This is a genomic window from Burkholderia sp. AU39826 (genome assembly GCF_020419965.1).
Classification (GTDB): domain Bacteria; phylum Pseudomonadota; class Gammaproteobacteria; order Burkholderiales; family Burkholderiaceae; genus Burkholderia; species Burkholderia semiarida.
Genome location: NZ_JAIZQG010000027.1, coordinates 32,693 through 59,123, shown reverse-complemented (window position 1 = coordinate 59,123; position 26,431 = coordinate 32,693). Strand labels below are relative to the sequence as shown.

Here is a 26,431-nt window from a genome sequence, read left to right as displayed (position 1 = left end):
CTCAAATGCCGAGCCCCGGGCCGAAGTTGCCGGCAATCCAGCGCGTGACGGCGTCGACGTCCGCGTAGTCCTGTTCGGGCAGGCCGTCGAGCATCGCCAGCACTTCGTTGCTGGCGCCGGCGTCGCGTGCGGCATCGACGATCGCATCCTTGTTCGCGGGATAGCGGACGGCCGCCAGCACATCGGCGATCTGCAGGTCGATCGTTTCGTTCGGGATATCGTGCGGAGGAAGGGCGGGCTTGTCGTTCACGTCGGTGTCTCGCGGGTGGGGCGGGAATCGGGTCGAAGCGCAAGGGTCGTGCCCGCATGTTACCCGGCCTGGGTTGGCCGGCCCTGCGCATGCGGCGGATCGACGATGATCGAAGTCAATGCCCGCGTCGCACGCGGCGCCACGGATGCTTCCAGTCGATGTGCGGTGCGTTCTCGTCGCGCGGATGCTGGCGACGATGCTCCTGCCAGAGTTCGTCGGAAAACAGCGCAGCCACGATGACGAGCGGCAGCACGAGGAAAATTCCGAGGATGACTTGCTCGATCACGATAGCCTCCTTGCGGTGGCAGGAACCCTTGTTCCCATTCTAGGCTCTGAACTTCGCCCGCGTTCAATTTCTTACAGTGCGAAACGGGCCGGAACGCGGCCGCGCCGCAGGCATTCCGCGCATGCGGCGACATCAAAAAGGACACCAACATGCAACTTCAGAACGATACCCACACGCTCGCGCTACGGCCGCTGGAACGCCAGGACCTTCGCTTCGTCCACGAGCTGAACAACGACGCGAAGATCATGCGCTACTGGTTCGAGGAGCCGTACGAAACCTTCTCGGAACTGTCGCAACTGTACGACCGTCACGTGCACGATCAGCGCGAGCGCCGTTTCGTCGCGGTCGATGCGCGGGACGAACTGGTCGGCCTCGTCGAGCTGATCGAGCTCGACTACATCCACCGCCGCGGCGAGTTCCAGATCATCATCGCGCCGCAGTGCCAGGGGCGCGGCTATGCGGGCCAGGCGACGCGCCTTGCGATCGAATACGCGTTCAAGGTGCTGAACATGCGCAAGCTGTACCTGATCGTCGATACGTCGAATGCGGCCGCGATTCACGTGTACGAGAAATGCGGATTCCAGCACGAGGCCGAATTGAAGGAAGAATTTTTCGGGAATGGCGCGTATCACAACGCTTATCGCATGTGCATCTTCCAGCGCGATTATTTCGAGCGCCAGCAAAGCGGATTGAATAAAGCAGGGTAAACACCACACGGACGAAAGGCGCTTGCGACGGGGCGCCGAGCGCGCCGAATAGAGGCGGCGACCTACGGATAAATACGGATGCGCCTATATCTGGCATTTTTCTTGTATCGGGTAAAGGTGCTGCCGCGCTGCGGTAAAAGTCGAATCATTTTGGATGACTTTATGTGCAACGCATCAAAATGAGCCGAATAGCGAAATGGATTATCCAAACCGTTCAATCGCCGCATTGTAACTTCGCTGAAAGCCTTGTCGGATAACGCTTTCCGCCGGGCGGCGCGGACCCCTCCGCGATTCGGCAGCGTTTGCCGGACGCGCGCCGCCCGCGAAAAGCGGGCCGCGCACGGGGTGCGACAATCCGCCGCTATTGCGGTCGCACAACAAATGTGCTTGCTATCGTTTGCCGGTCTTCTAAAGTGAAAAACGCGGGTTCACGATCACCTTTAAACACATAGCTAACCCAGCCTGGTGCCCGCAAGCCTGGAGACAGAACATGATCAAGCGTACCGGTGTCCTTTTTGCCCTTGTCGGCGCGTTTTGCGCGGTGTCGATCGCCCAGGCCGGCAGCGATTCGGCCGTCAAGCCGAAGCAGGAAATCCAGCTGACGAAGAACGCATGGGGCTGCCTGTCGAAAGACAATCTGGACTCCGTACTGAGTCACGAACGTGACGGCAAGTCGCAGGCGAAGCAGCAGTACTTCGACGACTTCCGCTGCCTGTCGGTGCCGGAAGGCCAGCGCTTCCGCGTGGTGTCGGTCGATCAGGGCGACGTGCAGTTCGTCAGCGCCGACAACAGCGACCAGCAAGGCCTCTGGGCCGATTCGCGCTTCGTCAAGCAGTAACCGTCCATTCCCCGCGCAGTCGCACGACGCGCGAGCGTGCCGGCCCGACGAGCCGGCGGCGCGAACCGAACGCGGCCCGGCCCAATGCCGGGCCGTTGCGCTGTGGGTCGCGCATGACGCGCGCCCGACGGCCCGCATTCGGTATCATCACGGCCGACCGAACCGAATGCCCGCCCGGGCCGTATCCGCATGGCGCTGAAATCCACGATCTACAAAGCCGAATTGCAAATCGCCGACATGGATCGGCATTACTACGCCGATCACGCGCTGACGGTGGCGCGCCATCCGTCGGAAACCGACGAACGGATGATGGTGCGCATCGTCGCGTTCGCGCTGTTCGCGCACGAGCGGCTCGAATTCTGCAAGGGACTGTCGGACGTCGACGAGCCCGACTTGTGGCAGAAGGACCTGACGGGCGCGATCGACGTGTGGATCGAGGCCGGTCAGCCCGACGAACGGCGCATCTCGAAAGCGGCCGGGCGTGCCGGGCAGGTCACGGTGATCGCGTACGGCGGCAAGACGTCGGATATCTGGTGGCAGGGCGTGCGCAGCAAGGTCGAACGGCTGCGCAACGTGCAGGTGCTGTCGCTCGCCGACGGCGTCGCGGCCGCGCTCGGGCGGCTCGCGGAGCGCACGATGCGCCTGCAGTGCACGGTGCAGGACGGCGCCGCATGGATCTCGAGCGCGGACCACGATCCGGTCGCGGTCGAGTGGACGGTGCTGAAGGCGCGCGCGGACGCGTAACGGCTCGCGCGCCGGCCGCGTTCAGCCGAGCGCGGCCGGCGGCCCCTTGAATTCGACCATGTTGCCTTCCGGATCGAACAGGTAGATCGACGGCCCGTAGCCGCCGGCGCCGTAGCGTTCGGCCGGCGCGCCGGGCCGCGCGCCATGCGCGGCGAAATGGGCGATCAGTGCGTCGGGATCGAACGGCTCGACGCGCAGGCACAGGTGGTCGAGGTTGCGCCCGGCGCCGGGCGGGCCGCTGTCGGGGCGGTCGATCGGGCCGCCGACCGTCAGCAGGTCGATCAGCGCATCGCCGGCCCGCAGTTGCACGAGGCCCAGATCGGGCTGTTCCTTCTCCACATGGCAGCCGACGGCGTCGCAGTAAAAGCGCGTCATGGCCGCCATGTCGGTCACGCGCAGCACGATGTGATCGATTCCGCGGATGGTGGGCTTCATGGGCGGGACTCCTTCGCAGTCGACGAGCATCGAGTGTAGACGCATCGCGCCTGCGCTGCCGGCCGGAACGCGGCACAATCGACGGACGAAAAAAAGCCCGTTCACGCAGAGCGGAACGGGCTTAATCCATATCAGGAGGAGACATGGAGGAGACAGTTCCAACTATACACACGGCGATGGTGCGACGCAATATTCCGATTGCAAAAAAACGTCAGGACGGCGATTTGTCGCATCCGCACTGCAGCAAAACGGTGACGGGACGATGACGGAAACGGCGCGCGAGCAGCCGCCGCGCGCGTTTCGTCGCATTTATCCCCATGGATGTGGCCCCGATTCGCCGGCCCGAATCACAGAGCAAGATCCAGGGCGCGACGGCATGTGCCGATGGCTAGAGTAGGCACCATCTACACTAGAGAGTGCGAGGTTCAGATGAAAACCGCCTATCCGACCGACGATGCCCGCTGGGGCGCCGTGACCGCGCGCGATCCGCATGCGGACGGCGCGTTCTTCTATGGCGTCAGCACGACCGGCGTGTTCTGTCGCCCGACCTGCGCGTCGCGGCAGCCACGCCGCGAGAACGTGTCCTTTTTCACCGATCCGGCGGCCGCGCGCGCGGCCGGTTTCCGGCCCTGCAAGCGTTGCCAGCCGGAAGGGCTGCCGCGCGAGCTGGAAATCGTCAATCGCGCGTGCGCGGTGCTCGACGCGCACGCCGAGCGGCTCACGCTGCAGCAGTTGAGCGACGCCGTGCACGTGAGCCCGTTCCACCTGCAGCGGCTCTTCAAGCGCGTGGTCGGCGTGTCGCCGCGGCAGTACCAGGCCGCGCAGCGCGGCGCCGCGCTGCGGCAGGCGCTCCAAGACGGCCAGCCGGTCACGCAGGCGGCCGTCGACGCGGGGTTCAACTCGCCGTCGCGGCTCTATGCGTCGGTGTCGCGCGAGCTCGGGATGGCGCCGTCCGCGTTTCGCCGCCAGGGCGCCGGCCTGCGGATCGACTACGCGACCGCGTCGACGTCGCTCGGCACGGTACTCGTCGCCGCGACCGAACAGGGCATCTGCCGGATCGCGTTCGGCGACGACGCGGCGTCGCTCGTCGTCGAGCTGAAGAGCGCGTTCGCGCGGGCCGAACTCGTCGAATCGTCGGCCCGGCTCGCGCCGTTCGTCGCGCAGATCCGCGCGTATCTCGACGGCACGCGGCACGCGTTCGACCTGCCGCTCGACATCGCGCCGACCGCGTTCCAGCAGCGCGTGTGGGAAGCGCTGACGCATATCCCGTACGGCGAAACGCGCAGCTATTCGGAGATCGCCGAGGCGCTCGGCTCGCCGCGCGCGGTACGGGCGGTCGCGTCCGCGTGCGCGTCGAATCCGGTTGCGCTTGCGATCCCGTGCCACCGCGTCGTGCAAAAGGGCGGCGCGCTCGCCGGCTATCGCTGGGGCGTACGCCGCAAGGCGACGCTGCTCGCGGCGGAGGCGCGCCATGTTCACAACGATGAAGCCGAAGCCGAGACGGAGGGCAGTGCGGTTTGAGCATCGACACGATAACGATCACGTCTGTCGCGAACGGCGGCCCGGTGCCGCCGTCCGCGCAGATGGAACTGCGCTACAAGGCGCCGTACGACTGGGCGCGCGTGCTGCGCTTCTTCAGCGGGCGCGCGATTCCGGGCGTCGAGCAGGTGGCCGGCAGCGCGTATCGCCGCATCGTCGATCTGCACGGCGATGCCGGCCGGCTCACCGTCACGAAGCACCCGCGCAAGCACTGCCTGATCGCGACCGTCGAAGGGGCGGTCGCGCGTCACGTCGACGACGCATTCGCCGCACGTGTCGCGACGATGTTCGACCTCGGCGCCGATCCGGCCGCGATCGGCGGCGGGCTCGCGCGCGATCCGTGGTTCGCGCCGCTCGTCGAGGCCGCGCCGGGCTTGCGCGTGCCGGGCGCATGGTCGGGGTTCGAGCTGGCCGTGCGCGCGATCGTCGGCCAGCAGGTGAGCGTGAAGGCCGCGACGACGATCGTCGGCCGGCTCGTCGAACGGGCCGGCGAACGCGTGATTCATGAAGACGACGGCGCGCCCGCGTGGCGTTTCCCGACGCCCGACGCGCTGGCCGCGTGCGATCTCGACAAGATCGGGATGCCCGGCAAGCGCGTGGCGGCGCTGACCGGCGTGGCGCGCGCGGTGGCGGCCGGCGACGTGCCGGTCGATCGCGCGCATGCCGACCTCGCGACGCTGCGCCGCGCGTGGCTCGATCTGCCCGGCATCGGCCCGTGGACCGTCGAATACATCGCGATGCGCGCGTGGCGCGACCCCGATGCGTGGCCGGCATCCGATCTGGTGCTGATGCAGTCGATCGCCGCGCGCGACCCGGCGCTCGACCGGCTCACCAGCCAGAAGCGCCGCACCGAAGGCTGGCGGCCATGGCGCGCGTATGCGGCGCTGCATCTGTGGAACGAAGTGGCTGACCGGGCGGGCGGCGCGCGCGGCGGGTAACTGCGGCGGCCGGCCGGGTGCGACCGCCAGCAGGCAGTGCCGCAACCCGTTGCGCACGCGATGCCGGCATGCGGCGAGCGCAGGCGTGACGCGGCCCGTCATGGCGATGCCACGCATTCGGCGCCGCCCCGATGCTGCGCGTGCGACGCCCGCGCACGCGTCGCTTCCCGATCCATTCAGCGGCATGGTTGCACCCGCGCGCCTGCCGTTCGCCGTTCACGTTCCGTCAGACGAATTCCACTGACCGGCGTGCCGGCCGGCATTGTCCGGAACCGGAGATGGAGGCCGGGACCGGCGCGTCCGGCCTGTCCGGTGGCCCGCTCAGGCCCGTGCGCCGGACCCGGCGCCACCTCAAGCGCGGGTTCCGGCGAGATGTTAAAGTGCCCGCTACCAACGAAGCGACCAACAATCCAGCCGGCCGCGCGCGGCGTTCTGCGCGGGGCCGTCACGCACTTGCGTCTCCATGTCGAACACCATGACTTACCGCCAGTCCGAACTGCTGCTGAAACGCCTCGACGCGCTGAGCTCGGGCCCGACGCGGCAGCATCTGCCCGACGGCCTGCGCGGCATCGAGAAGGAAAGCCTGCGCGTGACGCGCGACGGGATGATCGCGTTCACGCCGCATCCGCGCGCGCTCGGTTCGGCGCTCACGCATCCGGCGCTGACGACCGACTATTCCGAAGCGCTGATCGAACTGATCACGCCCGCGGAGCGCGACGCCGCGCTCACGCTCGAACGCCTCGACGATCTGCATCGCTACGTGTATGCGTCGCTCGGTGACGAGCTGCTGTGGAACGACTCGATGCCGGGCCTGCTGCCGGCCGACGACCAGATCCCGATCGCCGACTACGGCACGTCGAACATCGGTCGCCTGAAGACGGTGTACCGGCGCGGGCTTGCGTATCGCTACGGCCGTACGATGCAGTGCATCGCCGGCATCCACTACAACTACTCGCTGCACGAGGAAGTGTGGCGGCGCCTGCATGCGGAAGAGGAATCGACGGCGACGCTCGTCGATTACCAGTCGGAACGCTATCTCGCGCAGATCCGCAACTTCCGCCGCCGCAGCTGGCTGCTGATGTACCTGTTCGGCGCGTCGCCGGTGCTCGACACGAAATTCCTGCGCGGCAAGCCGCACAAGCTCGACACGTTCGACGCCGATACGCTGTACCGGCCGTATGCGACGAGCCTGCGGATGAGCGATCTCGGCTACTCGAACACGACGGCCCAGGCCGCGCTGCACGTCGACTACAACACGCTGCCCGGCTATCTCGACGCGCTGTCGAAGGCCGTCAGCGAGCCGTATCCCGCGTACGAGGCGATCGGCACGCATCGCGACGGCGAGTGGATCCAGATCAATACGAACGTGCTGCAGATCGAGAACGAGTTCTATTCGACGATCCGGCCGAAGCGCGTCACGTATTCGGGCGAGCGGCCGTTGCATGCGCTCGCGTCGCGCGGCGTGCAGTACATCGAAGTGCGCTGCCTCGACATCGATCCGTTCGAACCGACCGGCATCGCGCTGGAGACCGCGCGCTTCATCGATGCGTTCCTGCTCGCGTGCGCGCTCGACGAAAGCGCGCCGCTTGATTGCGACGCGTACAAGGAAGCGAACGCGAACTTCGGCAGCGTGACGCTGGACGGCCGCAAGCCGGGGCTCACGCTGACGCGCGACGGCCAGTCGGTCACGCTGCAGCAGTGGGCCGACGAGCTGATGGCCGATATCGAGATCGTCGGCCGACGTCTGGACGAAATCCGCGGCGGCGACGCGCATGCGCGCGCGATTGCCGCGCAGCGCGAGAAGCTCGCTGATCCGGAGCGCACGCCGTCCGCGCGCGTGCTGCGCACGATGCGCGAGAACGGCCAGTCGTTCCTCGCGTTCGCGCTCGCGCAGAGCGAAGCGCATGCCGCGCATTTCCGCGCGCGCCCGCCGTCGGCCGAGACGCTGCGTACCGAGCAGGCGCTCGCCGCGAAGTCGCTCGCCGAGCAGGCCGAGCTCGAAGCGAAGGAGGCCGGATCGTTCGACGCATTCGTCGCCGCCTATCGCGCCTATACGCTGAACCGCTTCAGCGTGTGACGATCGCGCACGCGGCCGGCGCAGAATGCTGCGCCACGCCGCGATGCGACGGCCATCCGGTTCCATCGGCGATCAGTGATGGGCGTACGTGCCGCGATCGAACACGTGCGGCAGCGCCGGCTTGCCCGATTCCGTGCGGGCCCGGGCAGCGCCGCCGTAACCGGCAGCGTCGCCTTCACCTTGCGCCTGCGCGGCACGCTGCATGATCGCCTGCATGTTGCCCGGAAAGTCGGGACTGCTTGCGAGGCTCGTCCGGTAGCCGGCGGCCTGCAGCTCCACGAGTTCCTGGCGGACCTGCGCGCGCGTGAGCGTCGACGCGGCTTGCGCGTGAGCGGCGAACGCCGCGCCGATCAGCACGAAAGCGCATGCCGCGTGTTTCATCGTCTTCATCGTGTGTGCTCCGTGAGACTCCGGTGCCGCGCCATCGCCGGCGCGGCCGGAAACGATGCAGCCAGTCTAGGCTTCGGATGCCCAACGAAACATCGTCGCGGCTGGCAGTCACCTTTTCCGGTCGCGCAACATTGCGCGCACCGGTGAGCCGGCCGCGACGGGTTTCCTGTCGAACGCGACAGCGGCGCGCCATCTGCCGGCCATCGTGCGGCGGGCCGCCCGCATCGGCCCGCCGCATCGGGCTTCTCCCCCTTGTACAAGCGTGCCGCGCCTCCTAACCTCTTTTAAGCGACCGATCGGTTGGCCGCGCAACGTCGTTGCGCATGCAAGCGCCCGATCGCGGCCGTGACTGCAGGACATCGCCTTGTACCGAACCCGGCGCATCGACATGCGAATTCGGGTCGACTCTGGAGACACGATGAATCCCACCGACGCCCTACCGCCCGGCATCGTCTTCGCGCAACCGTTGACGCCCGTCGCGCACTCGCTGCTCCTGTCGTTTCTCGTTGCCGTGATCCCGATCGCGGTCGCGCTGATCGCGCTCGGCGTGCTGCGCCGCCCCGCGTGGCAGGCGTCGCTCGCGGGGCTCGTCGCGGGCCTCGCGGTCGCGATCGGCGCGTGGGGGATGCCGGCCGGCCTCGCGTTCAACGCGGTCGGCGCCGGCATGGCGCTCGCGGTCGTGCCGGTGATGTGGATCGTCTTCAACGCGCTGCTGCTGTACAACATCGCGGTGAAGTCGGGCCGTTTCGATCAGTTCCGGCAGTGGATGCTCGACAACCTGCCCGACGACCGCCGCCTCGTGCTGCTCGTCGTCGCGTTCTCGTTCGGCTGTCTGCTCGAAGGGATTTCCGGCTTCGGCACGCCGGTCGCGATCACGAGCGCGCTCCTGATCGCGCTCGGTTTCCCCGCGCTCGAAGCGCTCACCTATACGCTGCTGTTCAACACGGCGCCGGTCGCGTTCGGCGCGCTCGGCGTGCCGATCACCGTGCTCGGCGCGGTCACGTCGCTGCCGCCCGCGACGCTCGCGCAGATGGTCGGCCGCCAGTTGCCGTTCTTCGCGCTGCTGCTGCCGTTCTACGTGGTCGGCGCGTATGGCGGGCTGCGATCGATCTCGAAGCTGTGGCCGGCGCTGCTCGTGTCCGGCGGCAGTTTCGCGCTCGCGCAGTTCGTCACGTCGAACTACCTCGGCTATCAGCTCACCGACGTGCTGTCGTCGCTCTCGTCGCTGATCGTGACGATCGGCTTCCTGCAGGTGTGGAAGCCGCAGCCCGATCCGCAATACGCGCTCGCGCGCAGCGTGCCGGCCGCCGCCGGCGCCGCGCGCGCGGGCTTCGGCGGCTGGCTGCCGTGGCTCGTCGTGTCGGTGGTCGTGATCGTGTGGGTGCACGCGAACATCGCGGCGATCGGCGACGTGAAGATCAAGTGGCCGGGCCTGCACAACGCCGTGTACGTGTCGCTGTACCACAAGCCGTATGCGGCGATCTGGGATTTCCAGCCGCTCGGCACCGGCACCGCGATCCTCGTGTCGGCGATCATCACGGCCGCGCTGACGCGCACCGGCCCCGGCGCGTTCGTCGAATGCGTGGTGAAGACGTGGCGGCAAACGTGGATCGCGATCGTCACGGTGATGATGATCGTCGGGCTCGCGTACCTGCTGAACTACTCGGGCATCAGCTACACGCTCGGCACCGGCGTCGCGTCGACGGGCGCGCTGTTCCCGCTGGTGTCCGCGTCGCTCGGCTGGATCGCCGTGTTCCTGTCCGGCAGCGACACGTCGGGCAACGCGCTGTTCGGCAACCTGCAGGTCGTCGCCGCACGGCAGCTCGGCCTCGATCCGGTGCTGATGGCCGCGACCAACTCGTCGGGCGGCGTGATGGGCAAGATGATCTCGCCGCAGAACATCGCGACGGGCGTGTCGACGACGGACCTGAAAGGGCAGGAGGGCGTCGTGTTCGCACGCACCTTCTGGCACAGCGTGGTCCTGACGCTGCTGCTCGGCGTGCTGGTGTTCCTGCAGCAGCACGTGTTGACGTGGATGATTCCGGCGCTGCCGAAGTGACGCACGGTGCCGCGACAGAAGGAAGGCACGAGGAAAACAACGAGGGAAGGCGCGGGAAAAGCGCCACGTAGCGTGCGGAAAACGGCGAGCGCGCGGCGGCTCAGCGCGCGTTCGCCCGCCGCGTACCGCACGGCGGCGGCGTGCCGGTTGCAGATTGGTTGCGCTCCGGCGCGCAGGATGGGCTTTTGGCGACTGAAAACTGTGGACAATATGCCGGGGCGACGGTATACAACGATCATTCGCCGATACGGCGCCCCCGTTTTCACCGACAGCTCCGCCGCCTGCCCGACCATGACCGCCCCGAACGCGCTCAGCGCCATCGAACTCCTGCAAAGCCAGTCGCTCGCGATGATCGTTCAGGACATGCTCGAGCGTGCGATCGTGTCTGGCGAATACGCGCCCGGCGAAAAGCTCAACGAAGTCGATATCGCGACCAAGCTGAACGTGTCGCGCGGCCCGGTGCGCGAAGCATTCCGCGCGCTCGAACAGGCTGGGCTGCTGCGCAATGAGAAGAACCGCGGCGTGACCGTGCGTGTCGTGCCGCTGCGCGAGGCCGAGGAGATCTACGAAGTGCGCGCGATGCTCGACGAATCGGTCGCGCGCGCGCTCGCGAAGCGTAGCTCGCCCGATACGTTGAAGGTGCTGAAGGGCATCGTCCAGTCGATGAAGGACGCCGCGAAGGCGCACGACGTCACGCGTTATACCGAGCTGAACGTGCAGTTCCACGACGCGATGGTCGTCGGCGTCGGCAATACGCATCTCGTCGATACCTACCGGCGGCTCGTGCGCCAGCTCGGCCTGCTGCGCCAGGCGGCGATCGAGGCCGAGGAGGATGCGATCGCGGTGTCGGCGGCCGAGCACGACAGGATCGTGCAGGCGCTCGCGGCTGGCGACGAGGAAAAGGCCGTCGCGCTCGTGCGCGAGCACGTCGCGCATGGTCTCGCACGGATGCGCCGCATGCATGAGCAGGGGTTGCCCGCGACGGGCAAGGCGGCGCGGGAGAAGGCGGGCGCGTGAATTGCCGCGTTAGCTGTCACCGCACGGTGACGCGGCACGGAGTGGGTGCGCATCGCCCGCTTGCATGGCAGAGCGCTGAAGGCGCGCTCTCCGCAGGACATCGATGATATTCGTCCGAATGCGATGATCGCTCGCCGCTGATCATTGGCCGCGCTGCTTATCAAAGAAGTCGTCGAGTACCCAACCCGTTCCGGATTCGCAGCGCACTTGCGTGTACGCGTAAATCTTCGCAGCCCGATCCGCCACCGGGACGCAGGATTCGCCTTTCCTGACCGTGAAGATCGGATGCGTTCTGTCGTCGTTTGGCTCGGCGAAGGCCGGCATGTCGCGAAGCGCCGCCCATTTCTCGTCTTTATATTTCGAGCACGCACCGATCATCATCGTGAGCGCGACAAGTAGCAGCAGGCGTGTCATTTTTTCGGATACCGTCGGATTCAAATCAGGCGTTTCGAATGGCGCAGACCGGTCATCAAATCCGCAGGCGCTATGATACTCGGGAGTTGCCATCTCGGGTCGTGAGCCAGAATTCCCGCTTTGCCAAGTACTTCGGCTATGTTCGAGGAGCAATTGTTGTCGATGAGAGAGTATGGTTTGTTTTCGTGTAGCCGGCGTTTTATCTCGGAAACGATGATCCTTTTCTCATCCCTGGATGTATGAAGGAGATAGCCGATCGTATCGCGTTGCATCTTGGTCTGCTGGCGATTTAAGTAGTTCAGGATGTTATCTACGTCCCATCCCGGCTGCGCTCGGCCATATACGACCCCATCGACTGCAATCGCGACATGTCCGAACTGCGACCCTCTCGAGACGGATCGGGAATCGCTAATCAAGATTTCAATGGTTGTTGATGAGTGCATGAAAGAAAAAACGGGATTCTATTTGTCGGATTGTTTGAATCCTATCATGCTGTTTTTGATAATAAAACCGAGGTAATGAAATGACAAAAATAAAGCGTATGGATTGGCGCGCCGTTTTATAAGTTTTATTTTAGCTGGGACATGTCTTGTCGATGCGTGATTGTCCTCATGGGGGATTTTGCGTTTCGAAACAAAAGCGGCTCCTGGAATCGGACTTTTTCTATTAGCGGGATTTCCTCACCTGTTGTTCGGTCGATGTGCGGATTCGACAGAGGCTGGCGACATGATGGTGCCGGCGAGCCGCCGGCCTCTCCCGTTCCTCGCCGCATTCGCCCCGCCCGTTACGCCTTGTCCGCCTTCCCCGCCGCACTTGCAAACTTCGCGAGCCACGTATCGACGACCGACGGCTGCCGGTTCTCGTCTTCCGCGCGCTCCTTGCGGCGGATCGCATTGCGCACGACATGCGCGCCGACATAGCGAATCGGCTCCGGCGGAAACTGGCCGAGCGGGCCGCGCACGAGCGGGCTGCGCGTCCACGCGTTGTCGAGGCCGAGCACGAGCGACGACAGGATCTGCCCGCCCATGTAGGTCGGCCCGACGCCGTTGCCCGAATAGCCGAAGCCGTAGAACACGTTCGGCGCGTCGTCGAGGCGGCCGAAGAACGGGAAGCCCGTTACCGAGCGGTCCGATGGCCCGTTCCAGCTTGCGGTGATCGGCACGCCCGCAAGCGACGGAAAAAATGCGCGCAGGCTCCGCGTGAGCTGCGCCTCGTACGGCGAGCGCCGGTCGAACACGGGCGCGATGCGGCTGCGCCACGAGAACGTGTTGCCGCCCTTGCCGAGCATCAGCCGCCCGTCGGCCGTCGTGCGGTAGTAGTAGACGAAGATCCGCGAATCGAGCACCGACACGCCGTCCACGAGCCCCGTCTGCGCCAGCAACGCCGGGCATTTCTCGGTGATGACCATATCGCTCGACACGACCGCGATCGTGCGTTCGAACTGCGGGAAGCGGCTCGCCATCCACGCGTTGATCGCGAAGACCAGCTTGCCTGCGTGCACGCTGCCGGACGGCGTCTGCACGACGGCCGGCTGCCCTGGCGTGAAGTCGACGAGCGGCGTGCGCTCGTATATCCGGATGCCCATCTCGAGCGCGACGCGGCGCAGGCCGCGCACGAGCTTGCCGGGATGCACGGTCGCGGCGATCGGCGAGTACACGCCGTCGAGATTGCGTGCGGAGCCCGAGCGGCGCGCGACTTCGGCGGGCGGCAGCGGCTCGTAGCTGTGGATGCCGCACGCGGCGAGCGCGTCGAGCACTGGCGCGAGCGTGCCGACCTGCGCGCGCGACGTCGCGGTGTACAGCGTGCCGTCGAGCCGCAGGTCCGCATCGATGCCGTGCGCGCGGCAGAAGTCGGCGATGTGCTGGACGGCCGCTTCCGACGCCCTCACGAGCCGGATCGCCTCGGCTTCGCCGAACAGGCGCCGCAGCGTCAGGAATTTCGCCGACCACGTGAGCAGGCAGCCGCCGTTGCGGCCGCTCGCGCCGGCGCCGCACAGGTCGGCCTCGAGGATCGCGATGTCGAGTGCGGGGTTGTGCTGCTTCGCCTGGATCGCGGTCCAGAGGCCCGTGAAGCCGCCGCCGACGATGCACACGTCGGCCCGCGTCGCACCTTGCAGCGCGGGGGCGAGATCGCCGTCGTTGAACAGCGCTTGTTCGATCCAGAAGGGGCGCATCGGAGCATTCGTCGATAAAGGGCCGTGCGGCGCACAGCCGGAAAAACGGGCGGCCACATGTGTATGCGGTCGGTACGTCGCGTCACATCGTCATGCGGCCGCTTCGGCCGATAGGCGGCTGCGGCGCACATCCATCGCCTTCAGCGTGTCGGCGATCGCCGCGACAGCGCGTGGAATCCCGGCTTCGCCGACGCGACCGATGCAGCCGACGCGGAGCGTCTGCACTTCGGTCCGCTTGCCCGGATACGGAATGTAGGCGCGCTTTTTGACCTACTGATAACACCGCTTGAAGTCGTCATTTGGATCGTCCGGGCGCCATCGCCTTGCTTCCTGCTTTTTGCATGTTGTTGACAATCTACAAATCGTCCATTTTAATGTCAAGCATCGAAACACTCGTTCGGCGCGGCACGGGCGCCGACGGCTCACCGCTTCGCCCCGAAAGGAATGAACGTCATGACTGAAACGCCCGTCTCCGTGGAAGTGAACGGCCGCCGCTACAACTGGATGAGCCGGCCCGTGGTGGTCGTCTGCGTCGATGGCTGCGCGTATGAATATCTGGAAGAGGCCGCCGAGGCGGGCGTCGCGCCGTTCCTGCGCACGCTGCTGAAGCCAGGCACGGCACTGAAGGGAGAATGCGTGGTGCCGAGCTTCACGAACCCGAACAACCTGTCGATCGTGACCGGCGTGCCGCCGGCGATCCACGGGATCAGCGGCAACTACTTCTACGATCGCGACACCGGCGCCGAGGTGCTGATGAACGATCCGAAGTACCTGGTCGCGCCCACCGTGCTCGCGGCCTTCGCCGAACAGGGCGCGCGCGTCGCGGTCGTCACCGCGAAGGACAAGCTGCGCCGCCTGCTCGGCAAGGGGCTGAAGGGCATCTGCTTCTCGTCGGAAAAGGCCGACGAAGCGAGCGTCGAGGAAAACGGCATCGACAACGTGCTCGAGCTGGTCGGCAAGCCGGTGCCGAGCGTGTACAGCGCGGCGCTGTCGGAATTCGTGTTCGCGGCCGGCGTGCGGCTGCTCGAGACGCGCCCGATCGACCTGATGTACCTGTCGACCACCGACTACGTGCAGCACAAGTGCGCGCCCGGCACGGAAGGCGCGAACGCGTTCTACGCGATGATGGACACGTACCTGAAGCGCCTCGACGAACTCGGCGCGATCGTCGCGATCACCGCCGATCACGGGATGAACGCGAAGCACGACGACACGACCGGCGAGCCGAACGTCGTCTACCTGCAGGAGCTGTCCGACGAATGGCTCGGCCACGATGCGGCGCGCGTGATCCTGCCGATCACCGATCCGTACGTCGTGCACCATGGTGCGCTCGGTTCGTTCGCGACCGTCTATGTGCCGGCAACGGCCGATGCCGAAGCGCTGCGCGCGCGGCTCGCCGCGGTCGACGGCATCGACGTCGTGCTGACGGGCGCCGAAGGCTGCGCGCGCTTCGAGCTGCCGCCCGCGCGGATGGGCGACCTGATCGTGATCTCCAGGCAGGACGTCGTGCTCGGCACGCGCCGCATCAAGCACGATCTGTCCGGCCTCGACGTGCCGTTGCGCTCGCACGGCGGGATCTCCGAGCAGATCGTGCCGCTGATCTTCAGCAAGCCGGTCGCGACCGACGTCGCGGGCCGCGCGCGGCTGCGCAACTTCGACATCATCGATATCGCGCTCAACCATCTGCAGTGATGCACGCGCGTCTTTGGGGAATACAGGCATGAACGCCTTTGCAGCATCGACGGCGGTGCGCGAGATTCGTCGCGAGGCACTGCGAATCGACGGCGAGCGGATTCAGCGGGATGCGGTGATCGACGTGCGCAACCCGTACGACGGCGCACTGGTCGGCACCGTGCCGAAGGCGACGCTCGACGACGTGCGCCGCGCATTCGCGGTCGCGCGGGCGTACCGGCCGACGCTCACGCGCCACGATCGCGCGGCGATCCTGCGCCGCGCGGCCGACATCGTGCGTGCTCGCACCGCGGAGATCGCGGCGCTGATCACGGCCGAGGCCGGGTTGTGCATCAAGGATTCGACGTACGAAGCGGGCCGCGTGGCCGACGTGCTGACGTTCGGCGCCGGCGAAGTGCTGAAGGACGACGGGCAGATCTTCTCGTGCGATCTGACGCCGCACGGCAAGAAGCGCCGCGTGTACACGCAGCGCGACCCGCTGCTCGGCGTGATTTCGGCGATCACGCCGTTCAACCACCCGATGAACCAGGTCGCGCACAAGGTCGTGCCGTCGGTCGCGACCAACAACCGGATCGTCGTGAAGCCGTCGGAGAAGGTGCCGCTGTCGTGCTACCTGTTCGCGGACATCCTGTACGAAGCCGGCTTGCCGCCGCAGATGCTGCAGGTGATCACCGGCGACCCGAAGGACATTGCGGACGAATTGATCACGAACCCGGCGATCGACCTGATCACGTTCACCGGCGGCGTGTCGATCGGCAAATCGATCGCCGCGCGGATGGGCTATCGGCGCGCGGTGCTCGAACTCGGCGGCAACGATCCGATCATCGTGATGGAAGACGCCGATCTCGACGAGGCGAGCACGCTCGCGGTGTCGGGCTCGTACAGGAATTCCGGGCAGCGCTGCACGGCGATCAAGCGGATTCTCGTGCACGAGGCAGTGGCCGATCGCTTCACGGAACTCGTCGTCGAGAAGACGCGCGCATGGTCGTACGGCAACCCGTCCGATCCGTCGGTCGACATGGGCACCGTGATCGACGAAGCGGCCGCGCGGTTCTGCGAGCAGCAGGTGAACGACGCGATCGCACGCGGTGCGCGGCTGCTGGTCGGCAACGTGCGCGACGGCGCACTGTATTCGCCGACCGTCGTCGACCGCGTGACGCCCGACATGCCGCTGGTGAAGCATGAAACCTTCGGCCCGGTGTCGCCGATCCTGCGCTTTCGCGACATCGACGAAGCGATCCGGATGTCGAACAGCACCGACTACGCGCTGTCGTCGTCGGTGTGCACGAACCGCTTCGACCACATCACGCGCTTCATCACCGAACTCGAAGTCGGCAGCGTGAACGTGCGCGAGGTGCCCGGCTATCGGCTCGAGCTGACGCCGTTCGGCGGCGTGAAGGATTCGGGGCTCGGATACAAGGAGGGTGTGCAGGAAGCGATGAAGAGCTTCACGAACACGAAGACGTATTCGTTGCCATGGTAAGCGACGTGTAAGCGGCCCGCGTCGGCATCGAGGTTGGCGCGGTCGTTATTCGATCGGCTCATATCGTTAGCCGATTTGCGTTTTTGCCGGGCCTTCCCGCATCGGTAGAATTCGCGGACCTCTCGAACGGCGCAGGCGTGCCGGCGGGATGATTCTCTCCAATCATTCGGGGTCCGCACCATGAAATTCCTCCGCTCCATCCTGATCGTCGCGCTGCTGCAGGCCGCCGCGGCCACCAGCGCGCTGGCTGCCGACGACCTGTCGCAGATCAAGTCGGCCGGCGTGTTCCGCATCGGTACCGAAGGCACCTACGCGCCGTTCACGTACCACGACGAGACGGGCAAGCTGACGGGCTTCGACGTCGACATCGCGACCGCGATCGCGCAGCGTCTCGGCGTGAAGCCGCAGTTCGTCGAAGGCAAATGGGACGGGCTGATCGCGGGTCTCGACGTGAACCGCTACGACGCGGTCGTGAACGAAGTGTCGATCACCGACGCGCGCAAGGCGAAATACGATTTCTCGACGCCGTACATCACGTCGCATGCGGTGCTGATCGTGCGCGCGGACAACACGACGATCCGCTCGTTCGACGACCTGAAGGGCAAGAAATCCGCGAACACGCTGACCAGCAATTTCGGCAAGCTCGCGGCCGCGCACGGCGCCGACGTCGTGCCCGTGCAGGGCTTCAACGAATCGATCGACCTGCTGACGTCCGGACGCGTCGATGCGACGATCAACGATTCGCTGTCGTACCTCGATTTCCGCAAGCACAAGCCCGACGCGAAACTGAAGATCGCGGCGACCGACACGAGCGGCGCGGGCGACGCGTCCGGCGTGCTGCTGCGCAAGGGCAGCCCCGCGCTGGTGGCCGCGATCGACAAGGCGCTCGCGGACATCAAGGCGGACGGCACCTACGCGAAGATCTCGCAGAAGTACTTCGGCCGCGACGTGTCGCAGCCGTGACGCGAGGCTGAACGATGCCGGCCTGGCTGCACCTGATGGCGGAATCGCTGCGCCCCCTGCTCGTTGCAGGGCTCGTGTTTACGGTTCCGCTCACGCTCGCGTCGTTCGCGATCGGCCTGTTGCTCGCGTTCGGCGCGGCGCTCGCGCGGCTGTTCGGGCCGCGCTGGGCGCAGGCCGTCGTGCGTTTCTATATCTGGCTGTTCCGCGGCTCGCCATTGCTCGTGCAGTTGTTCGTGATCTTCTACGGGCTACCGAGCGTCGGCATCGTGCTCGATCCGCTGACGGCCGCCGTGATCGGCTTCTCGCTGAACGTCGGCGCGTACAACGCGGAAGTGATTCGCGGCGTGATCGAATCGATCCCCAAGGGGCAGTGGGAGGCCGCGTACTCGATGTCGATGACGCGCGCGCAGGCGCTGCGCCGCGCGATCCTGCCGCAGGCCGCGCGCGTCGCGCTGCCCGCGCTGTCGAATTCGTTCATTTCGCTCGTGAAGGACACGTCGCTTGCGGCCGTGCTGACGGTGCCCGAGATCTTCCAGGCCGCGCAGCGCATCGCGGCCGTGACCTACGAGCCGCTGATTCTCTATACCGAAGCCGCGCTGATCTATCTGCTGTTCAGCTCGGTGCTGTCCACGCTGCAACGTCGCCTCGAAACCCGCTTCGGCCGGCATGCGCTGTTCCACGCGGAGTTGCGATGATCCATCTCGAGCGCATCGACAAGTCGTTTGGCTCGCATCGCGTGTTGAGCGGAATCGACCTCGCATTGCAGCCGGGGAGCGTAACGGCGCTGATCGGCCCGTCCGGCAGCGGCAAGAGCACGCTGCTGCGCTGCGTGAACCTGCTCGAAGTGCCGGAGGCGGGCGCGCTCGCGGTCGGCGATGCGCGCATCGCATTCGTGCCGGGGCGCCGGCCGTCGCGAGACGCGGTATTCGCGGTGCGCAAGCAGACCGGCATGGTGTTCCAGAACTTCCAGTTGTTTCCGCACCTGAGCGTCGTGCAGAACGTGATGGAGGGGCTCGTGACCGTGCAGCGCTGGCCGCGCGAGCAGGCGCGCCAGCGGGCGCTCGCGCTGCTCGACAAGGTCGGCATCGCGGGCAAGGCCGACGCATGGCCGGCCACGCTATCGGGCGGACAGCAGCAGCGCGTGGCGATCGCGCGCGCGCTCGCGCCGTCTCCGCAGGTGCTGTTGTGCGACGAGCCGACATCGGCGCTCGATCCGGAGCTGTCCGTCGAAGTGGTCGAGGTGCTGCGCCAGCTCGCGCGCGAAGGCACGACGATGCTGATGGCCACGCACGACCTGCGCCTGGCCGCGTCGATCGCGCATGATGCGGTGTTCCTCGCCGATGGCCGCATCGTCGAAGCCGGCGCGTCGCGCGACCTGTTCGGCCGGCCGCGCGACCCGCGTACCGCGAAGTTCGTCGCGACGCTCGCGCAAGGCGTGCCGGTGTTCTGACGACGCGACGCGAGGTGGCTGGCGGTCAGCGTGGCGCGTGCGCGTCGAGCACCGCGGCGACGATCGCCTCCGGCGCATCTTCCTGAACCAGATGGCCCGCGTGCGGGACGCGGATCAGCTTGCCGTTCGCGATGCGATCGGCGAGCGCCTGCCCTTGCTCGAGCGGAATCCATGCGTCGTCCTCGCCCCACACGATGCGCACCGGAAAGTCCGGCGGCGCGTAGCGGGCTTCCGCTTCCTCGATGTAGCGCTGGCGCATCTGCGCGATCTGGCGATAGAACGCGGCCTGGCCGGCCGGCGTGAGCCACGGTGCACGGTAGATCGACAGTGCTTCGTCGCTCAGCGGTCGCGCGACCGCCTGGCCGATATAGGCCGACACGAGCGCATGGTGCGCGTACGCGGGCAGGCCGGTGAACGCGGCTTCGTGCTGCGCGACGTGACGCACGAACGGCGACCCTTGCGGCGCGATCGCGACCGGGTTCACGAGCGTGAGATCCGCATACGCGATGCCGTCGAGAAAGTGCGCGCGCAGCACCGTGGCGCCGCCGTAGTCGTGCGCGAGCACACGCGGCCGCGCGAGTGTCCATTCGTTCAGCAGTGCGCCGAACAGCGCGTTCTGGCGGCCGAGCGACACGTCCGCGTCCGGCATGTCGGACTGGCCGTAGCCGAGCAGGTCGTAGAAATACACGCGATGGCGCCGCGCGAGCCACGGCGCGATCCGGCGCCATACCTGCGACGAAAACGGCGTGCCGTGCACGAGCACGAGCGGCGGGCCTTCGCCGAGCGTACCCCATGCAATCCGGTGGCCTTCGAAATCGAAGCGGTTCGGAAGTTCGAGCATCGGCTTCTCCGTGCTAACCTGTTTTGGTTGTTAACAGGTTACGCCGGATTTTCCGGATATGAAACCGATAGGTGAAAATAAATGGTTACTCGATCCGACCCGGCGCGGCACGGGCACGAATGGCGCGCGGCCGATTTCGTCGGCGGCCATCCGGCGCTCGACTTCCTCAACACGGTGGCCGACACGGGCAAGACGCGCGACGAGGACAAGCTCGTCGACTGGCCGGCCGTGCGTGCGTGGGCCGGGAAAGCGGGGTTGCTGGCGCCCGACGATCTGGCGCGGCTGCTGCGTCATCCGCGCCAGGATGGCCCCGAGGAGCTGGCGGCGCTACACCGCTTTCGCGACGACGCGTACGCCGCGATCGTGCACCTGACGGCCTCGGGCGGCGGCGGCGCGGGCGCGCGCGCTGCCGACCGGCTTGCGCTGGCGATCCGCGAGGCGATCGGGCGGAGTGCGTTCGATGCGGTTGGCGGCCGCTTCGCGTGGCGACCCGACGCGCGCGCTGCGTCGCGCTGGATCGATGCGGCTGCGCTCGGTTTCGAGGATCTGATGCGCAGCGACGATTTCGCGCGCGTGCGGCAATGCGGCCGGTGTACGTGGTTCTTCGTCGATCGCGGCCGCGGCGTCGGGCGGCGGTGGTGCGACATGCGCACGTGCGGGAACCGCGCGAAGGTGGAGGCGTTCAGGGAGCGGTGACGCGCGCGGCGCGGCGGTTGCCGCACCGCGCGTGGGTCATCGAGCGGATTCGGCTTCGTGCGGCCGATGGTCGGGCCATAACGTCGCGGCGGCGAACAGCCCGGCCGCCAGGAACGGCGCACCGATCGCGAACAGGATGGCCGTGAGGCCCCAGCGATCCCAGAAGCGGTCGACGAGCGCACGCTCGGGCGTGACGGGATCGTACAGCACGTCGACCGCATCGCCTTTGTGGAGGCCCGGCGGCGACGCCGCGGAGCCCTGGGCGAATGTGATCAGCCGCCCGCTGTCGGTCGTGAACGCGACGATGGCCGAATACAGCGACGTGCGCGACCGCGACGGCCGCCCGTTTTTCGCGATCTCGACCACATGGCCGGTCGAACGCGCATAGTGGTGGACGATTTGCCACTGACGCAGCCCGGCCGCGCCGGCGCCGGCGAGGAAACCCGTGCCGATCGCGATCGGAATCAGCGCGATCGCGACATCCCAGCGGCGCCGTGCCGGCTTGCGTTCGACGTGGCGCGGCGCCGGGCCCGACTGCCGGCGGCGTCGCTCGCCCGCGAGCAGCAGGCCGCCGATGGCGAACGACGCGACGGCGAGCAGCGCCGGCACGGCCACCGGAAGCCAGCGTTGCGCAAAATCGTCGATCAGCGCGGGGCGCTCCGGGTGGTCGGGGTCGAGCAGGATGTCGACGTTCTCGCCGATGTCGTACGCGGGCACCGCGGATGCAGTATTGCCGGCGACTTCGCGGCGCCGGCCGTCGTTCGCGAGATACGCGACGATCGGCCGGTACGCGCGCATTGCATCGCTGTCCTGGACGATGCGCACGACCGTGCCCGGCGCGCGGACCAGGCGGTCGGGTTCCCGGCCGGCCGTGACGGCGAGCACGCCGGCCAGCACGAACAGCACGACACCGATCATCAGTGCGACCAGCGCGTCCTTACCCGGCATGACGCGATCCGGTTCGGGCGTCGCGCGGATCGGGGCCGGTCCGGGTGAGCGGCCCATCGCGACGGACAGGCCGATATCGGCGCAACCATGCCCTCTGAATGGTCGCGTCTCGTTCACATGCTTCCATGTCTGACGTCCCATGTTCTCTCAGTGCCGGCGGGCAAATGACGAACCCCGCGCCGGTCGTGTGATATTTGTCGGACGATTCTAGCGGAAACGATGCGCGACGGGCGTGCGGCGGCGTACCGCGAAAGGCGCGCGCTGCGAATACGGCGCGCCAAAACGGAAAAGGCCGGTCAGCTTTCGCTAACCGGCCTTTGAAATTCCTGGTGGGGCGTGAGTGACTCGAACACTCGACCTACGGATTAAGAGTCCGCTGCTCTACCAACTGAGCTAACGCCCCCAACAGAAGAAAGATTATGCCGGGGTTTTCGGGGCATGGCAAGCCCTTTCTGCGAATTTCCCGAAAATATTTCGTCACGCCGGCGGCGGTTGCCGGCGCGGTAACGAGCGGTCGCAGTTTGCGCGCTCCCGGTATGATGACGCCACACGCGTTGCGCGGCGGTCGCGCAACGTTTTCTGGACATTCGAAGATGGACGAAAACGCAGTCCGCGAATTGCTGGATCGCCTGCTGGCCCCGTGGGTCCGCTCGCTGGGTCTGGTCCCCGTGTCGATCGGCGACGACAGCGTCACGTTGCGCCTGCCGTTTTCCGGCGAGTTCCGCCATTCGGGCGGCGTGATCTGCGGCCAGGTGTTCACGGCGGCCGCCGACACCGCGATGGTGGTCGCGATCTCGGCTGCGCTCGGCGAATTCCGGCCGATGACGACGGTGTCGCTGAACACGAATTTCATGCGTCCCGTGCGCAAGGGCGACGTGCTCGTCACCGCGCGCGTGCTGCGGATGGGTCGCAACCTCGTGTTCGGCGAAGTCGAGCTGTTCGACGAGGACGGCAAGATGGCCGTCCACGCGACGTCGACCTACGCGCTCGTCAGCTGAGCGGCGCGATGTTCGACCAGATCGTCTTTGCGGGCGGCGGCAATCGGTGCTGGTGGCAGGCCGGCTTCTGGGACGTCGCGCAGCCGGCCCTCGGCCTGCGCCCGCGCGTGATCACCGGCATCTCGGCCGGCGCGGCGACCGCCTGCATGCTGTATACACGCGACGCCGCATGGGTGATGCGCTATTACGAGGAGGCGCTGCGCCACAACCGGAAGAATGCGTACTGGGGCAACCTGTTCGGGCGCGAGCCGGTGTTTCCGCATTACCGGATCTATCGTCAGGCGCTCCTCGACATCTACGGCGAGCCGTTCGCGAAGCTCGCCGCGGCGCCGGAAATCCGCATCGGCGTGTCGCACGTGCCGCGCTGGCTCGGTGCGCGCAGCGCGGTCGCGGCCGGCCTCGTCGCGTACAACATCGAGAAGTACGTGCGCAAGACGCTGCACCCGACGCTCGGGCGCACGCTCGGCTTTCGGCCCGAATTCGTGCGCGCGCAGGCCTGCGCGCACGTCGACGAACTCGCCGACCTGATCCTCCAGTCGTCCTGCACGCCGCCGTTCACGCCGGTGCTGCGGCGCGGCGGCCGGCCGGTGCTCGACGGCGGGATGGTCGACAACGTGCCGGTCGATGCGCTCGATCCGTCTCCGGGCGACGTGCTGGTGCTCGTCACGCGGCTGTATCCGCGTCCGCAGATGTTCACGGTCGCGCATGGCGACCAGCGGCGGCTGTACGTGCAGCCGTCGAGCAAGGTGCCGATTTCGAGCTGGGATTACACGAGCCCGTCGCAGATGCGGCATGCGTACGATCTCGGGCGGCGCGACGGCGAGCACTTCCTCACGCGCGTCGACGCGATGACGGGCGGCCGCGTGGCCGCCTGACGGCGGGAATCGGGCAACGGGGCCACGCGACGCGCGCGGCCCGCGCGATCAGCGCTTGCGGATCGGCGTCAGCGCTTCGGGGTTGGCGACGCTCGACATGTCGCCGTCGTCGAACGCGAGAATGTTGCGGAATGCGGCACTGAAATACAGTTCGTAGCTTTCGCGTTCGACGTAGCCGATGTGCGGCGTGCAGATCACGTTTTCCATCCGCAGCAGGCTGTAGCCCTGCAGGATCGGCTCGCTTTCGAACACGTCGATCGCGACCATCCCCGGCCGGTTGTGCGACAGCGCGTTGACGAGCGCGTTTTCCTCGAGCAGCTCGGCGCGGCTCGTGTTGACGAGCAGCGACGTCGGCTTCATCCGCATCAGGTCTTCCTGCTTCACGATCCCGCGCGTGTCGTCGTGCAGGCGCAGATGCAGCGACAGCACGTCGCTCTGCTCGAACAGCGCTTCGCGGCTCTCGGCGGCCGTGTAGCCGTCGGCGCGCGCGGCCTCGAGCGAATGCTCGCGGCCCCAGATCAGCACGTTCATCCCGAACGCCTTGCCGTAACCGGCGACGAGCCGGCCGATCTTGCCGTAGCCCCAGATGCCGAGCGTCTGGCCGCGCAGCACCTGGCCGAGGCCGAAGTTCGGCGGCAGCGCCGACGTCTTCAGGCCCGACTGCTGCCAGGCGCCCTGCTTCAGGTTCGCGACGTACTGCGGAATGCGGCGCTGGGCGGCCATCACGAGCGCCCAGGTCAGCTCGGCCGGCGCGACGGGCGAACCGGTGCCTTCGAGCACCGCGATGCCGCGGTCGGTACACGCGTCGAGATCGATGTGGCTCGACACGCGGCCGGTCTGGCTGATCATGCGCAGGTTCGGCAGCTTCGAGAGCAACTGCGAGGTAATCGGGGTCCGTTCACGAATCAGCACGAGCGCCTCGACTTCCGCCAGACGGCTGGCGAGCTGTCCCAAGCCGCGCACCGTATTGTTGAAGACCTTTACGTCGTGGCCGGCGAGCATCTCGAAGCAGTTCAGTTTGCGGACGGCGTCCTGGTAGTCGTCGAGGATGGCAATTTTCATGGTGAGCGGGGTGTCGCGCGTTGAAAGCGGGCAGGGCGGCGGCGCATCTTGCGCCCCTGTTCCGCCCGGCCGGGGCCGACATGATGCTACGCCGGCCGCCTTCGTGGGGTCTTTTTAACAGGTTGTTACGCTCCGCCGCAATGGGCGCCAGCCACCCCCACGCCGCTCGCGCGCCGTGCGCAAGGGTGCGCTGTTGTGTCGCATCAAACACGTCCTTCCTGATTCGGCCGCTTACTCGACGAGGTTCACCCAATTGTTGCTCGCAGCAGAATAATTGGATCAACTATCCGCGAAAGGCGAGGATTTTTGACTATTTTTATCGTCAACCGGCCCGTTGTTGAGCAACTCTGCATCATTTCCGCTGTCGTAGGAGAATTACGCATTTGCTTCATCTTTTTGAAGTTGTAACAGCGGCAGGAGTCGTTTATGGATCATTTGCAGTCGATGCGCGTGTTCGTCAAGGTTGCAGATCTCGGCAGTTTCGCGCGGGCCGCGAGCGCAATGGATATCTCCAACGCGGTCGCGACGCGCCATGTCGCCGATCTGGAAGGCCGGCTCGGCACGCGTTTGCTTAACCGCACCACGCGCAGCCTCTCCCTGACGGAGTCGGGTCAGGTCTATCTGGAGCGTGCCCGCCAGATCCTCGACGAGCTCGAGGACGTCGAGCAGATGGTCGTCGCGCGCAATCACGAGCCGGTCGGCACGCTGCGCATCGTGGCGCCGGTCGTGTTCGGCCTGCACAACCTCGCCCCCGTGCTGCAGTCGTACACGGAGAATTTCCCGAAGGTGGTGCCGGATCTCACGCTGGTCGACCGGCAGGTCGATCTCGTCGAGGAAGGCTTCGACGTCGGCATCGTCGTCACGCGCCAGATGCGCAGCGCGAGCATCGTCACGCGGCGCCTGACCACCGGCTGCATGACCGTGTGCGCGACGCCCAGCTATCTGGAGAAGCACGGCGTGCCGACGCATCCGGAACAGCTCGCCGAACACCCGGCGCTGAGCCTGCCGACCGAATACTGGGGCGACGAGCGCGTGTTCACGGGGCCGGACGGCGAAGTGCGCGTGCGCCCGACCAACGTGATCGTCGCGAACAACACCGCGATGCTGCGCCAGTTCGCGTTGCTCGGGATGGGCGTCGCGATCCTGCCGAGCTACCTGATCGGCAGCGACATCGCGCGCGGCGCGCTCGTGCGGCTGCTGCCGGATTTCCGGCTGCCGCAGGTCGAGATCAACATCGCCTACCCGAGCCGGCGCCATCTGCCGGCGAAGGTGCGTACGTTCATCGATCATCTCGTCGAGCATTTCAGTCACTCGACCGACGCGACGATGGGCGAGCAATGGGCCGCGCAGGGCGCGACGCCGCCGCCGATCGGCGTCGAGATGCGTGCCGAGCAGCCCGAAACGACCGATCCGAACCTGCAACCGCGTCTTGCGCGCTCGCCGCGCACGCGCGTGGCGATGCCGTCGCCGCTGTAACGGCCCGGCGCCCGCCCGGTAGCAAGACGGCCGGCACGAAGAAAAAACGCGGATCGATCGATCCGCGTTTTTTATGGGTG

The 26,431-nt window shown here is 66.7% G+C and carries 26 protein-coding genes, 1 tRNA gene and 1 pseudogene; 17 read left to right on the top strand and 11 right to left on the bottom strand.

The window, feature by feature from the left end; translation table 11 throughout:
• Position 1 precedes the first annotated feature (1 nt).
• A complete protein-coding gene (locus LGM42_RS29720; RefSeq protein ID WP_060966488.1) occupies positions 2–250 on the bottom strand; it encodes a DUF2795 domain-containing protein in 249 nt (82 codons plus the stop codon).
• A gap of 115 nt (positions 251–365) precedes the next feature.
• Positions 366–536, bottom strand: coding sequence for a hypothetical protein (locus LGM42_RS29715; RefSeq protein WP_006489933.1), 171 nt, complete (start codon positions 534–536; stop codon positions 366–368).
• A 149-nt stretch (positions 537–685) separates the two neighbouring features.
• Here LGM42_RS29715 and speG point away from each other — a divergent pair, with 149 nt between their 5' ends.
• From speG to LGM42_RS29700, 3 genes are all read left to right on the top strand, one after another.
• Positions 686–1,243 carry a spermidine N1-acetyltransferase gene (gene speG / locus LGM42_RS29710; RefSeq protein WP_226234126.1) on the top strand — a complete coding sequence of 186 codons (558 nt, stop codon included), beginning with the start codon at positions 686–688 and terminating at the stop codon, positions 1,241–1,243.
• 490 nt (positions 1,244–1,733) lie between these two features.
• Positions 1,734–2,081 carry a surface attachment protein Sap1 gene (gene sap1, locus LGM42_RS29705; RefSeq protein WP_226234125.1) on the top strand — a complete coding sequence of 116 codons (348 nt, stop codon included), beginning with the start codon at positions 1,734–1,736 and terminating at the stop codon, positions 2,079–2,081.
• 189 nt (positions 2,082–2,270) lie between these two features.
• Entirely contained in the window at positions 2,271–2,825 is a 555-nt protein-coding gene (locus tag LGM42_RS29700) for a YaeQ family protein (protein WP_060966491.1), read from the top strand.
• A gap of 21 nt (positions 2,826–2,846) precedes the next feature.
• Here LGM42_RS29700 and LGM42_RS29695 read toward each other — a convergent pair whose 3' ends face one another.
• Complete coding sequence (locus tag LGM42_RS29695) at positions 2,847–3,260, bottom strand: VOC family protein (protein WP_059573587.1); 414 nt, start codon at positions 3,258–3,260, stop codon at positions 2,847–2,849.
• 429 nt (positions 3,261–3,689) lie between these two features.
• On the opposite strand from LGM42_RS29695, the gene ada reads away from it, so the two are divergent.
• The 3 genes from ada (at position 3,690) to gshA (ending at position 7,814) form a co-directional block, all read left to right on the top strand.
• Positions 3,690–4,781, top strand: coding sequence for a bifunctional DNA-binding transcriptional regulator/O6-methylguanine-DNA methyltransferase Ada (gene ada, locus LGM42_RS29690; protein ID WP_226234124.1), 1,092 nt, complete (start codon positions 3,690–3,692; stop codon positions 4,779–4,781).
• A complete protein-coding gene (locus LGM42_RS29685; RefSeq protein WP_226234123.1) occupies positions 4,778–5,737 on the top strand; it encodes a DNA-3-methyladenine glycosylase family protein in 960 nt (319 codons plus the stop codon). The genes ada and LGM42_RS29685 overlap by 4 nt, the downstream gene beginning before the upstream one ends.
• A gap of 463 nt (positions 5,738–6,200) precedes the next feature.
• The gene (gshA, locus tag LGM42_RS29680) at positions 6,201–7,814 is read left to right on the top strand and encodes a glutamate--cysteine ligase (protein ID WP_226234122.1); all 1,614 of its coding nucleotides are present in this window, start codon (positions 6,201–6,203) and stop codon (positions 7,812–7,814) included.
• A gap of 72 nt (positions 7,815–7,886) precedes the next feature.
• Here the strand turns inward: gshA and LGM42_RS29675 are convergent, their stop codons facing one another.
• Positions 7,887–8,204, bottom strand: a complete 318-nt coding sequence (locus LGM42_RS29675; RefSeq protein ID WP_226234121.1) for a DUF4148 domain-containing protein — start codon at positions 8,202–8,204, stop codon at positions 7,887–7,889.
• Between the two features lie 418 nt (positions 8,205–8,622).
• Between LGM42_RS29675 and LGM42_RS29670 the strand changes: the two genes are divergently transcribed.
• Together LGM42_RS29670 and LGM42_RS29665 are read left to right on the top strand one after the other, a co-directional pair.
• A complete protein-coding gene (locus LGM42_RS29670) occupies positions 8,623–10,263 on the top strand; it encodes an L-lactate permease (protein ID WP_226094322.1) in 1,641 nt (546 codons plus the stop codon).
• Between the two features lie 291 nt (positions 10,264–10,554).
• On the top strand, positions 10,555–11,280 hold the full coding sequence (locus tag LGM42_RS29665; RefSeq protein ID WP_226234120.1) for a phosphonate utilization associated transcriptional regulator: 726 nt from the start codon (positions 10,555–10,557) through the stop codon (positions 11,278–11,280).
• A gap of 141 nt (positions 11,281–11,421) precedes the next feature.
• Here the strand turns inward: LGM42_RS29665 and LGM42_RS29660 are convergent, their stop codons facing one another.
• The 3 genes and pseudogenes from LGM42_RS29660 to LGM42_RS29650 form a co-directional block, all read right to left on the bottom strand.
• Positions 11,422–11,787, bottom strand: coding sequence for a hypothetical protein (locus LGM42_RS29660; protein ID WP_226234119.1), 366 nt, complete (start codon positions 11,785–11,787; stop codon positions 11,422–11,424).
• 691 nt (positions 11,788–12,478) lie between these two features.
• Positions 12,479–13,867 (bottom strand): FAD-dependent oxidoreductase, encoded by a 1,389-nt coding sequence (locus tag LGM42_RS29655; protein WP_226234118.1) that lies wholly within the window; start codon positions 13,865–13,867, stop codon positions 12,479–12,481.
• Between the two features lie 90 nt (positions 13,868–13,957).
• Positions 13,958–14,179 (bottom strand): annotated as a pseudogene (locus LGM42_RS29650) (2-aminoethylphosphonate--pyruvate transaminase); the annotation flags it as partial.
• 141 nt (positions 14,180–14,320) lie between these two features.
• Here LGM42_RS29650 and phnA point away from each other — a divergent pair.
• The 5 genes from phnA to LGM42_RS29625 all read left to right on the top strand — a co-directional run bounded on the left by phnA (position 14,321) and on the right by LGM42_RS29625 (position 19,455).
• A complete protein-coding gene (gene phnA, locus LGM42_RS29645; protein ID WP_226234117.1) occupies positions 14,321–15,559 on the top strand; it encodes a phosphonoacetate hydrolase in 1,239 nt (412 codons plus the stop codon).
• Positions 15,560–15,587: 28 nt separating this feature from the next.
• Positions 15,588–17,042 (top strand): phosphonoacetaldehyde dehydrogenase, encoded by a 1,455-nt coding sequence (gene phnY, locus LGM42_RS29640; protein WP_226234116.1) that lies wholly within the window; start codon positions 15,588–15,590, stop codon positions 17,040–17,042.
• Between the two features lie 180 nt (positions 17,043–17,222).
• Positions 17,223–18,005 carry an amino acid ABC transporter substrate-binding protein gene (locus LGM42_RS29635; RefSeq protein ID WP_059573597.1) on the top strand — a complete coding sequence of 261 codons (783 nt, stop codon included), beginning with the start codon at positions 17,223–17,225 and terminating at the stop codon, positions 18,003–18,005.
• A gap of 14 nt (positions 18,006–18,019) precedes the next feature.
• Positions 18,020–18,700, top strand: coding sequence for an amino acid ABC transporter permease (locus LGM42_RS29630; protein ID WP_059573598.1), 681 nt, complete (start codon positions 18,020–18,022; stop codon positions 18,698–18,700).
• Positions 18,697–19,455: an amino acid ABC transporter ATP-binding protein gene (locus tag LGM42_RS29625; RefSeq protein ID WP_226234115.1), complete on the top strand. Its 759-nt coding sequence runs from the start codon at positions 18,697–18,699 to the stop codon at positions 19,453–19,455. The genes LGM42_RS29630 and LGM42_RS29625 overlap by 4 nt, the downstream gene beginning before the upstream one ends.
• A 25-nt stretch (positions 19,456–19,480) precedes the next feature.
• Here the strand turns inward: LGM42_RS29625 and LGM42_RS29620 are convergent, their stop codons facing one another.
• Positions 19,481–20,296 (bottom strand): alpha/beta fold hydrolase, encoded by an 816-nt coding sequence (locus tag LGM42_RS29620; RefSeq protein ID WP_060312283.1) that lies wholly within the window; start codon positions 20,294–20,296, stop codon positions 19,481–19,483.
• 81 nt (positions 20,297–20,377) lie between these two features.
• Here LGM42_RS29620 and LGM42_RS29615 point away from each other — a divergent pair, with 81 nt between their 5' ends.
• On the top strand, positions 20,378–20,992 hold the full coding sequence (locus tag LGM42_RS29615; protein ID WP_226234114.1) for a CGNR zinc finger domain-containing protein: 615 nt from the start codon (positions 20,378–20,380) through the stop codon (positions 20,990–20,992).
• A 36-nt stretch (positions 20,993–21,028) separates the two neighbouring features.
• Here the strand turns inward: LGM42_RS29615 and LGM42_RS29610 are convergent, their stop codons facing one another.
• Positions 21,029–22,081 (bottom strand): DUF3592 domain-containing protein, encoded by a 1,053-nt coding sequence (locus LGM42_RS29610; RefSeq protein WP_226234113.1) that lies wholly within the window; start codon positions 22,079–22,081, stop codon positions 21,029–21,031.
• Between the two features lie 186 nt (positions 22,082–22,267).
• Positions 22,268–22,343, bottom strand: a tRNA-Lys gene (locus LGM42_RS29605).
• 190 nt (positions 22,344–22,533) lie between these two features.
• Here LGM42_RS29605 and LGM42_RS29600 point away from each other — a divergent pair.
• Together LGM42_RS29600 and LGM42_RS29595 are read left to right on the top strand one after the other, a co-directional pair.
• Positions 22,534–22,938 (top strand): PaaI family thioesterase, encoded by a 405-nt coding sequence (locus LGM42_RS29600; protein ID WP_027785770.1) that lies wholly within the window; start codon positions 22,534–22,536, stop codon positions 22,936–22,938.
• Positions 22,939–22,946: 8 nt separating this feature from the next.
• Positions 22,947–23,813 carry a patatin-like phospholipase family protein gene (locus tag LGM42_RS29595; RefSeq protein ID WP_059573647.1) on the top strand — a complete coding sequence of 289 codons (867 nt, stop codon included), beginning with the start codon at positions 22,947–22,949 and terminating at the stop codon, positions 23,811–23,813.
• A gap of 48 nt (positions 23,814–23,861) precedes the next feature.
• On the opposite strand, the gene LGM42_RS29590 is transcribed toward LGM42_RS29595, so the two are convergent.
• Complete coding sequence (locus LGM42_RS29590; RefSeq protein WP_059573604.1) at positions 23,862–24,875, bottom strand: D-2-hydroxyacid dehydrogenase family protein; 1,014 nt, start codon at positions 24,873–24,875, stop codon at positions 23,862–23,864.
• Between the two features lie 426 nt (positions 24,876–25,301).
• Here LGM42_RS29590 and LGM42_RS29585 point away from each other — a divergent pair, with 426 nt between their 5' ends.
• The gene (locus LGM42_RS29585) at positions 25,302–26,351 is read left to right on the top strand and encodes a LysR family transcriptional regulator (RefSeq protein WP_059573605.1); all 1,050 of its coding nucleotides are present in this window, start codon (positions 25,302–25,304) and stop codon (positions 26,349–26,351) included.
• Positions 26,352–26,431: the final 80 nt, after the last annotated feature.

Coding starts and splice junctions, on each gene's coding strand:
- speG (WP_226234126.1), top strand. CDS start 686: ATGCAACTTCAGAACGATACCCACACGCTCGCGCTACGGCCGCTGGAA.
- sap1 (WP_226234125.1), top strand. CDS start 1,734: ATGATCAAGCGTACCGGTGTCCTTTTTGCCCTTGTCGGCGCGTTTTGC.
- LGM42_RS29700 (WP_060966491.1), top strand. CDS start 2,271: ATGGCGCTGAAATCCACGATCTACAAAGCCGAATTGCAAATCGCCGAC.
- LGM42_RS29695 (WP_059573587.1), bottom strand. CDS start 3,260: ATGAAGCCCACCATCCGCGGAATCGATCACATCGTGCTGCGCGTGACC.
- ada (WP_226234124.1), top strand. CDS start 3,690: ATGAAAACCGCCTATCCGACCGACGATGCCCGCTGGGGCGCCGTGACC.
- gshA (WP_226234122.1), top strand. CDS start 6,201: ATGTCGAACACCATGACTTACCGCCAGTCCGAACTGCTGCTGAAACGC.
- LGM42_RS29675 (WP_226234121.1), bottom strand. CDS start 8,204: ATGAAGACGATGAAACACGCGGCATGCGCTTTCGTGCTGATCGGCGCG.
- LGM42_RS29670 (WP_226094322.1), top strand. CDS start 8,623: ATGAATCCCACCGACGCCCTACCGCCCGGCATCGTCTTCGCGCAACCG.
- LGM42_RS29665 (WP_226234120.1), top strand. CDS start 10,555: ATGACCGCCCCGAACGCGCTCAGCGCCATCGAACTCCTGCAAAGCCAG.
- LGM42_RS29660 (WP_226234119.1), bottom strand. CDS start 11,787: ATGGCAACTCCCGAGTATCATAGCGCCTGCGGATTTGATGACCGGTCT.
- LGM42_RS29655 (WP_226234118.1), bottom strand. CDS start 13,867: ATGCGCCCCTTCTGGATCGAACAAGCGCTGTTCAACGACGGCGATCTC.
- phnA (WP_226234117.1), top strand. CDS start 14,321: ATGACTGAAACGCCCGTCTCCGTGGAAGTGAACGGCCGCCGCTACAAC.
- phnY (WP_226234116.1), top strand. CDS start 15,588: ATGAACGCCTTTGCAGCATCGACGGCGGTGCGCGAGATTCGTCGCGAG.
- LGM42_RS29635 (WP_059573597.1), top strand. CDS start 17,223: ATGAAATTCCTCCGCTCCATCCTGATCGTCGCGCTGCTGCAGGCCGCC.
- LGM42_RS29630 (WP_059573598.1), top strand. CDS start 18,020: ATGCCGGCCTGGCTGCACCTGATGGCGGAATCGCTGCGCCCCCTGCTC.
- LGM42_RS29625 (WP_226234115.1), top strand. CDS start 18,697: ATGATCCATCTCGAGCGCATCGACAAGTCGTTTGGCTCGCATCGCGTG.
- LGM42_RS29620 (WP_060312283.1), bottom strand. CDS start 20,296: ATGCTCGAACTTCCGAACCGCTTCGATTTCGAAGGCCACCGGATTGCA.
- LGM42_RS29615 (WP_226234114.1), top strand. CDS start 20,378: ATGGTTACTCGATCCGACCCGGCGCGGCACGGGCACGAATGGCGCGCG.
- LGM42_RS29610 (WP_226234113.1), bottom strand. CDS start 22,081: ATGGGACGTCAGACATGGAAGCATGTGAACGAGACGCGACCATTCAGA.
- LGM42_RS29600 (WP_027785770.1), top strand. CDS start 22,534: ATGGACGAAAACGCAGTCCGCGAATTGCTGGATCGCCTGCTGGCCCCG.
- LGM42_RS29595 (WP_059573647.1), top strand. CDS start 22,947: ATGTTCGACCAGATCGTCTTTGCGGGCGGCGGCAATCGGTGCTGGTGG.
- LGM42_RS29590 (WP_059573604.1), bottom strand. CDS start 24,875: ATGAAAATTGCCATCCTCGACGACTACCAGGACGCCGTCCGCAAACTG.
- LGM42_RS29585 (WP_059573605.1), top strand. CDS start 25,302: ATGGATCATTTGCAGTCGATGCGCGTGTTCGTCAAGGTTGCAGATCTC.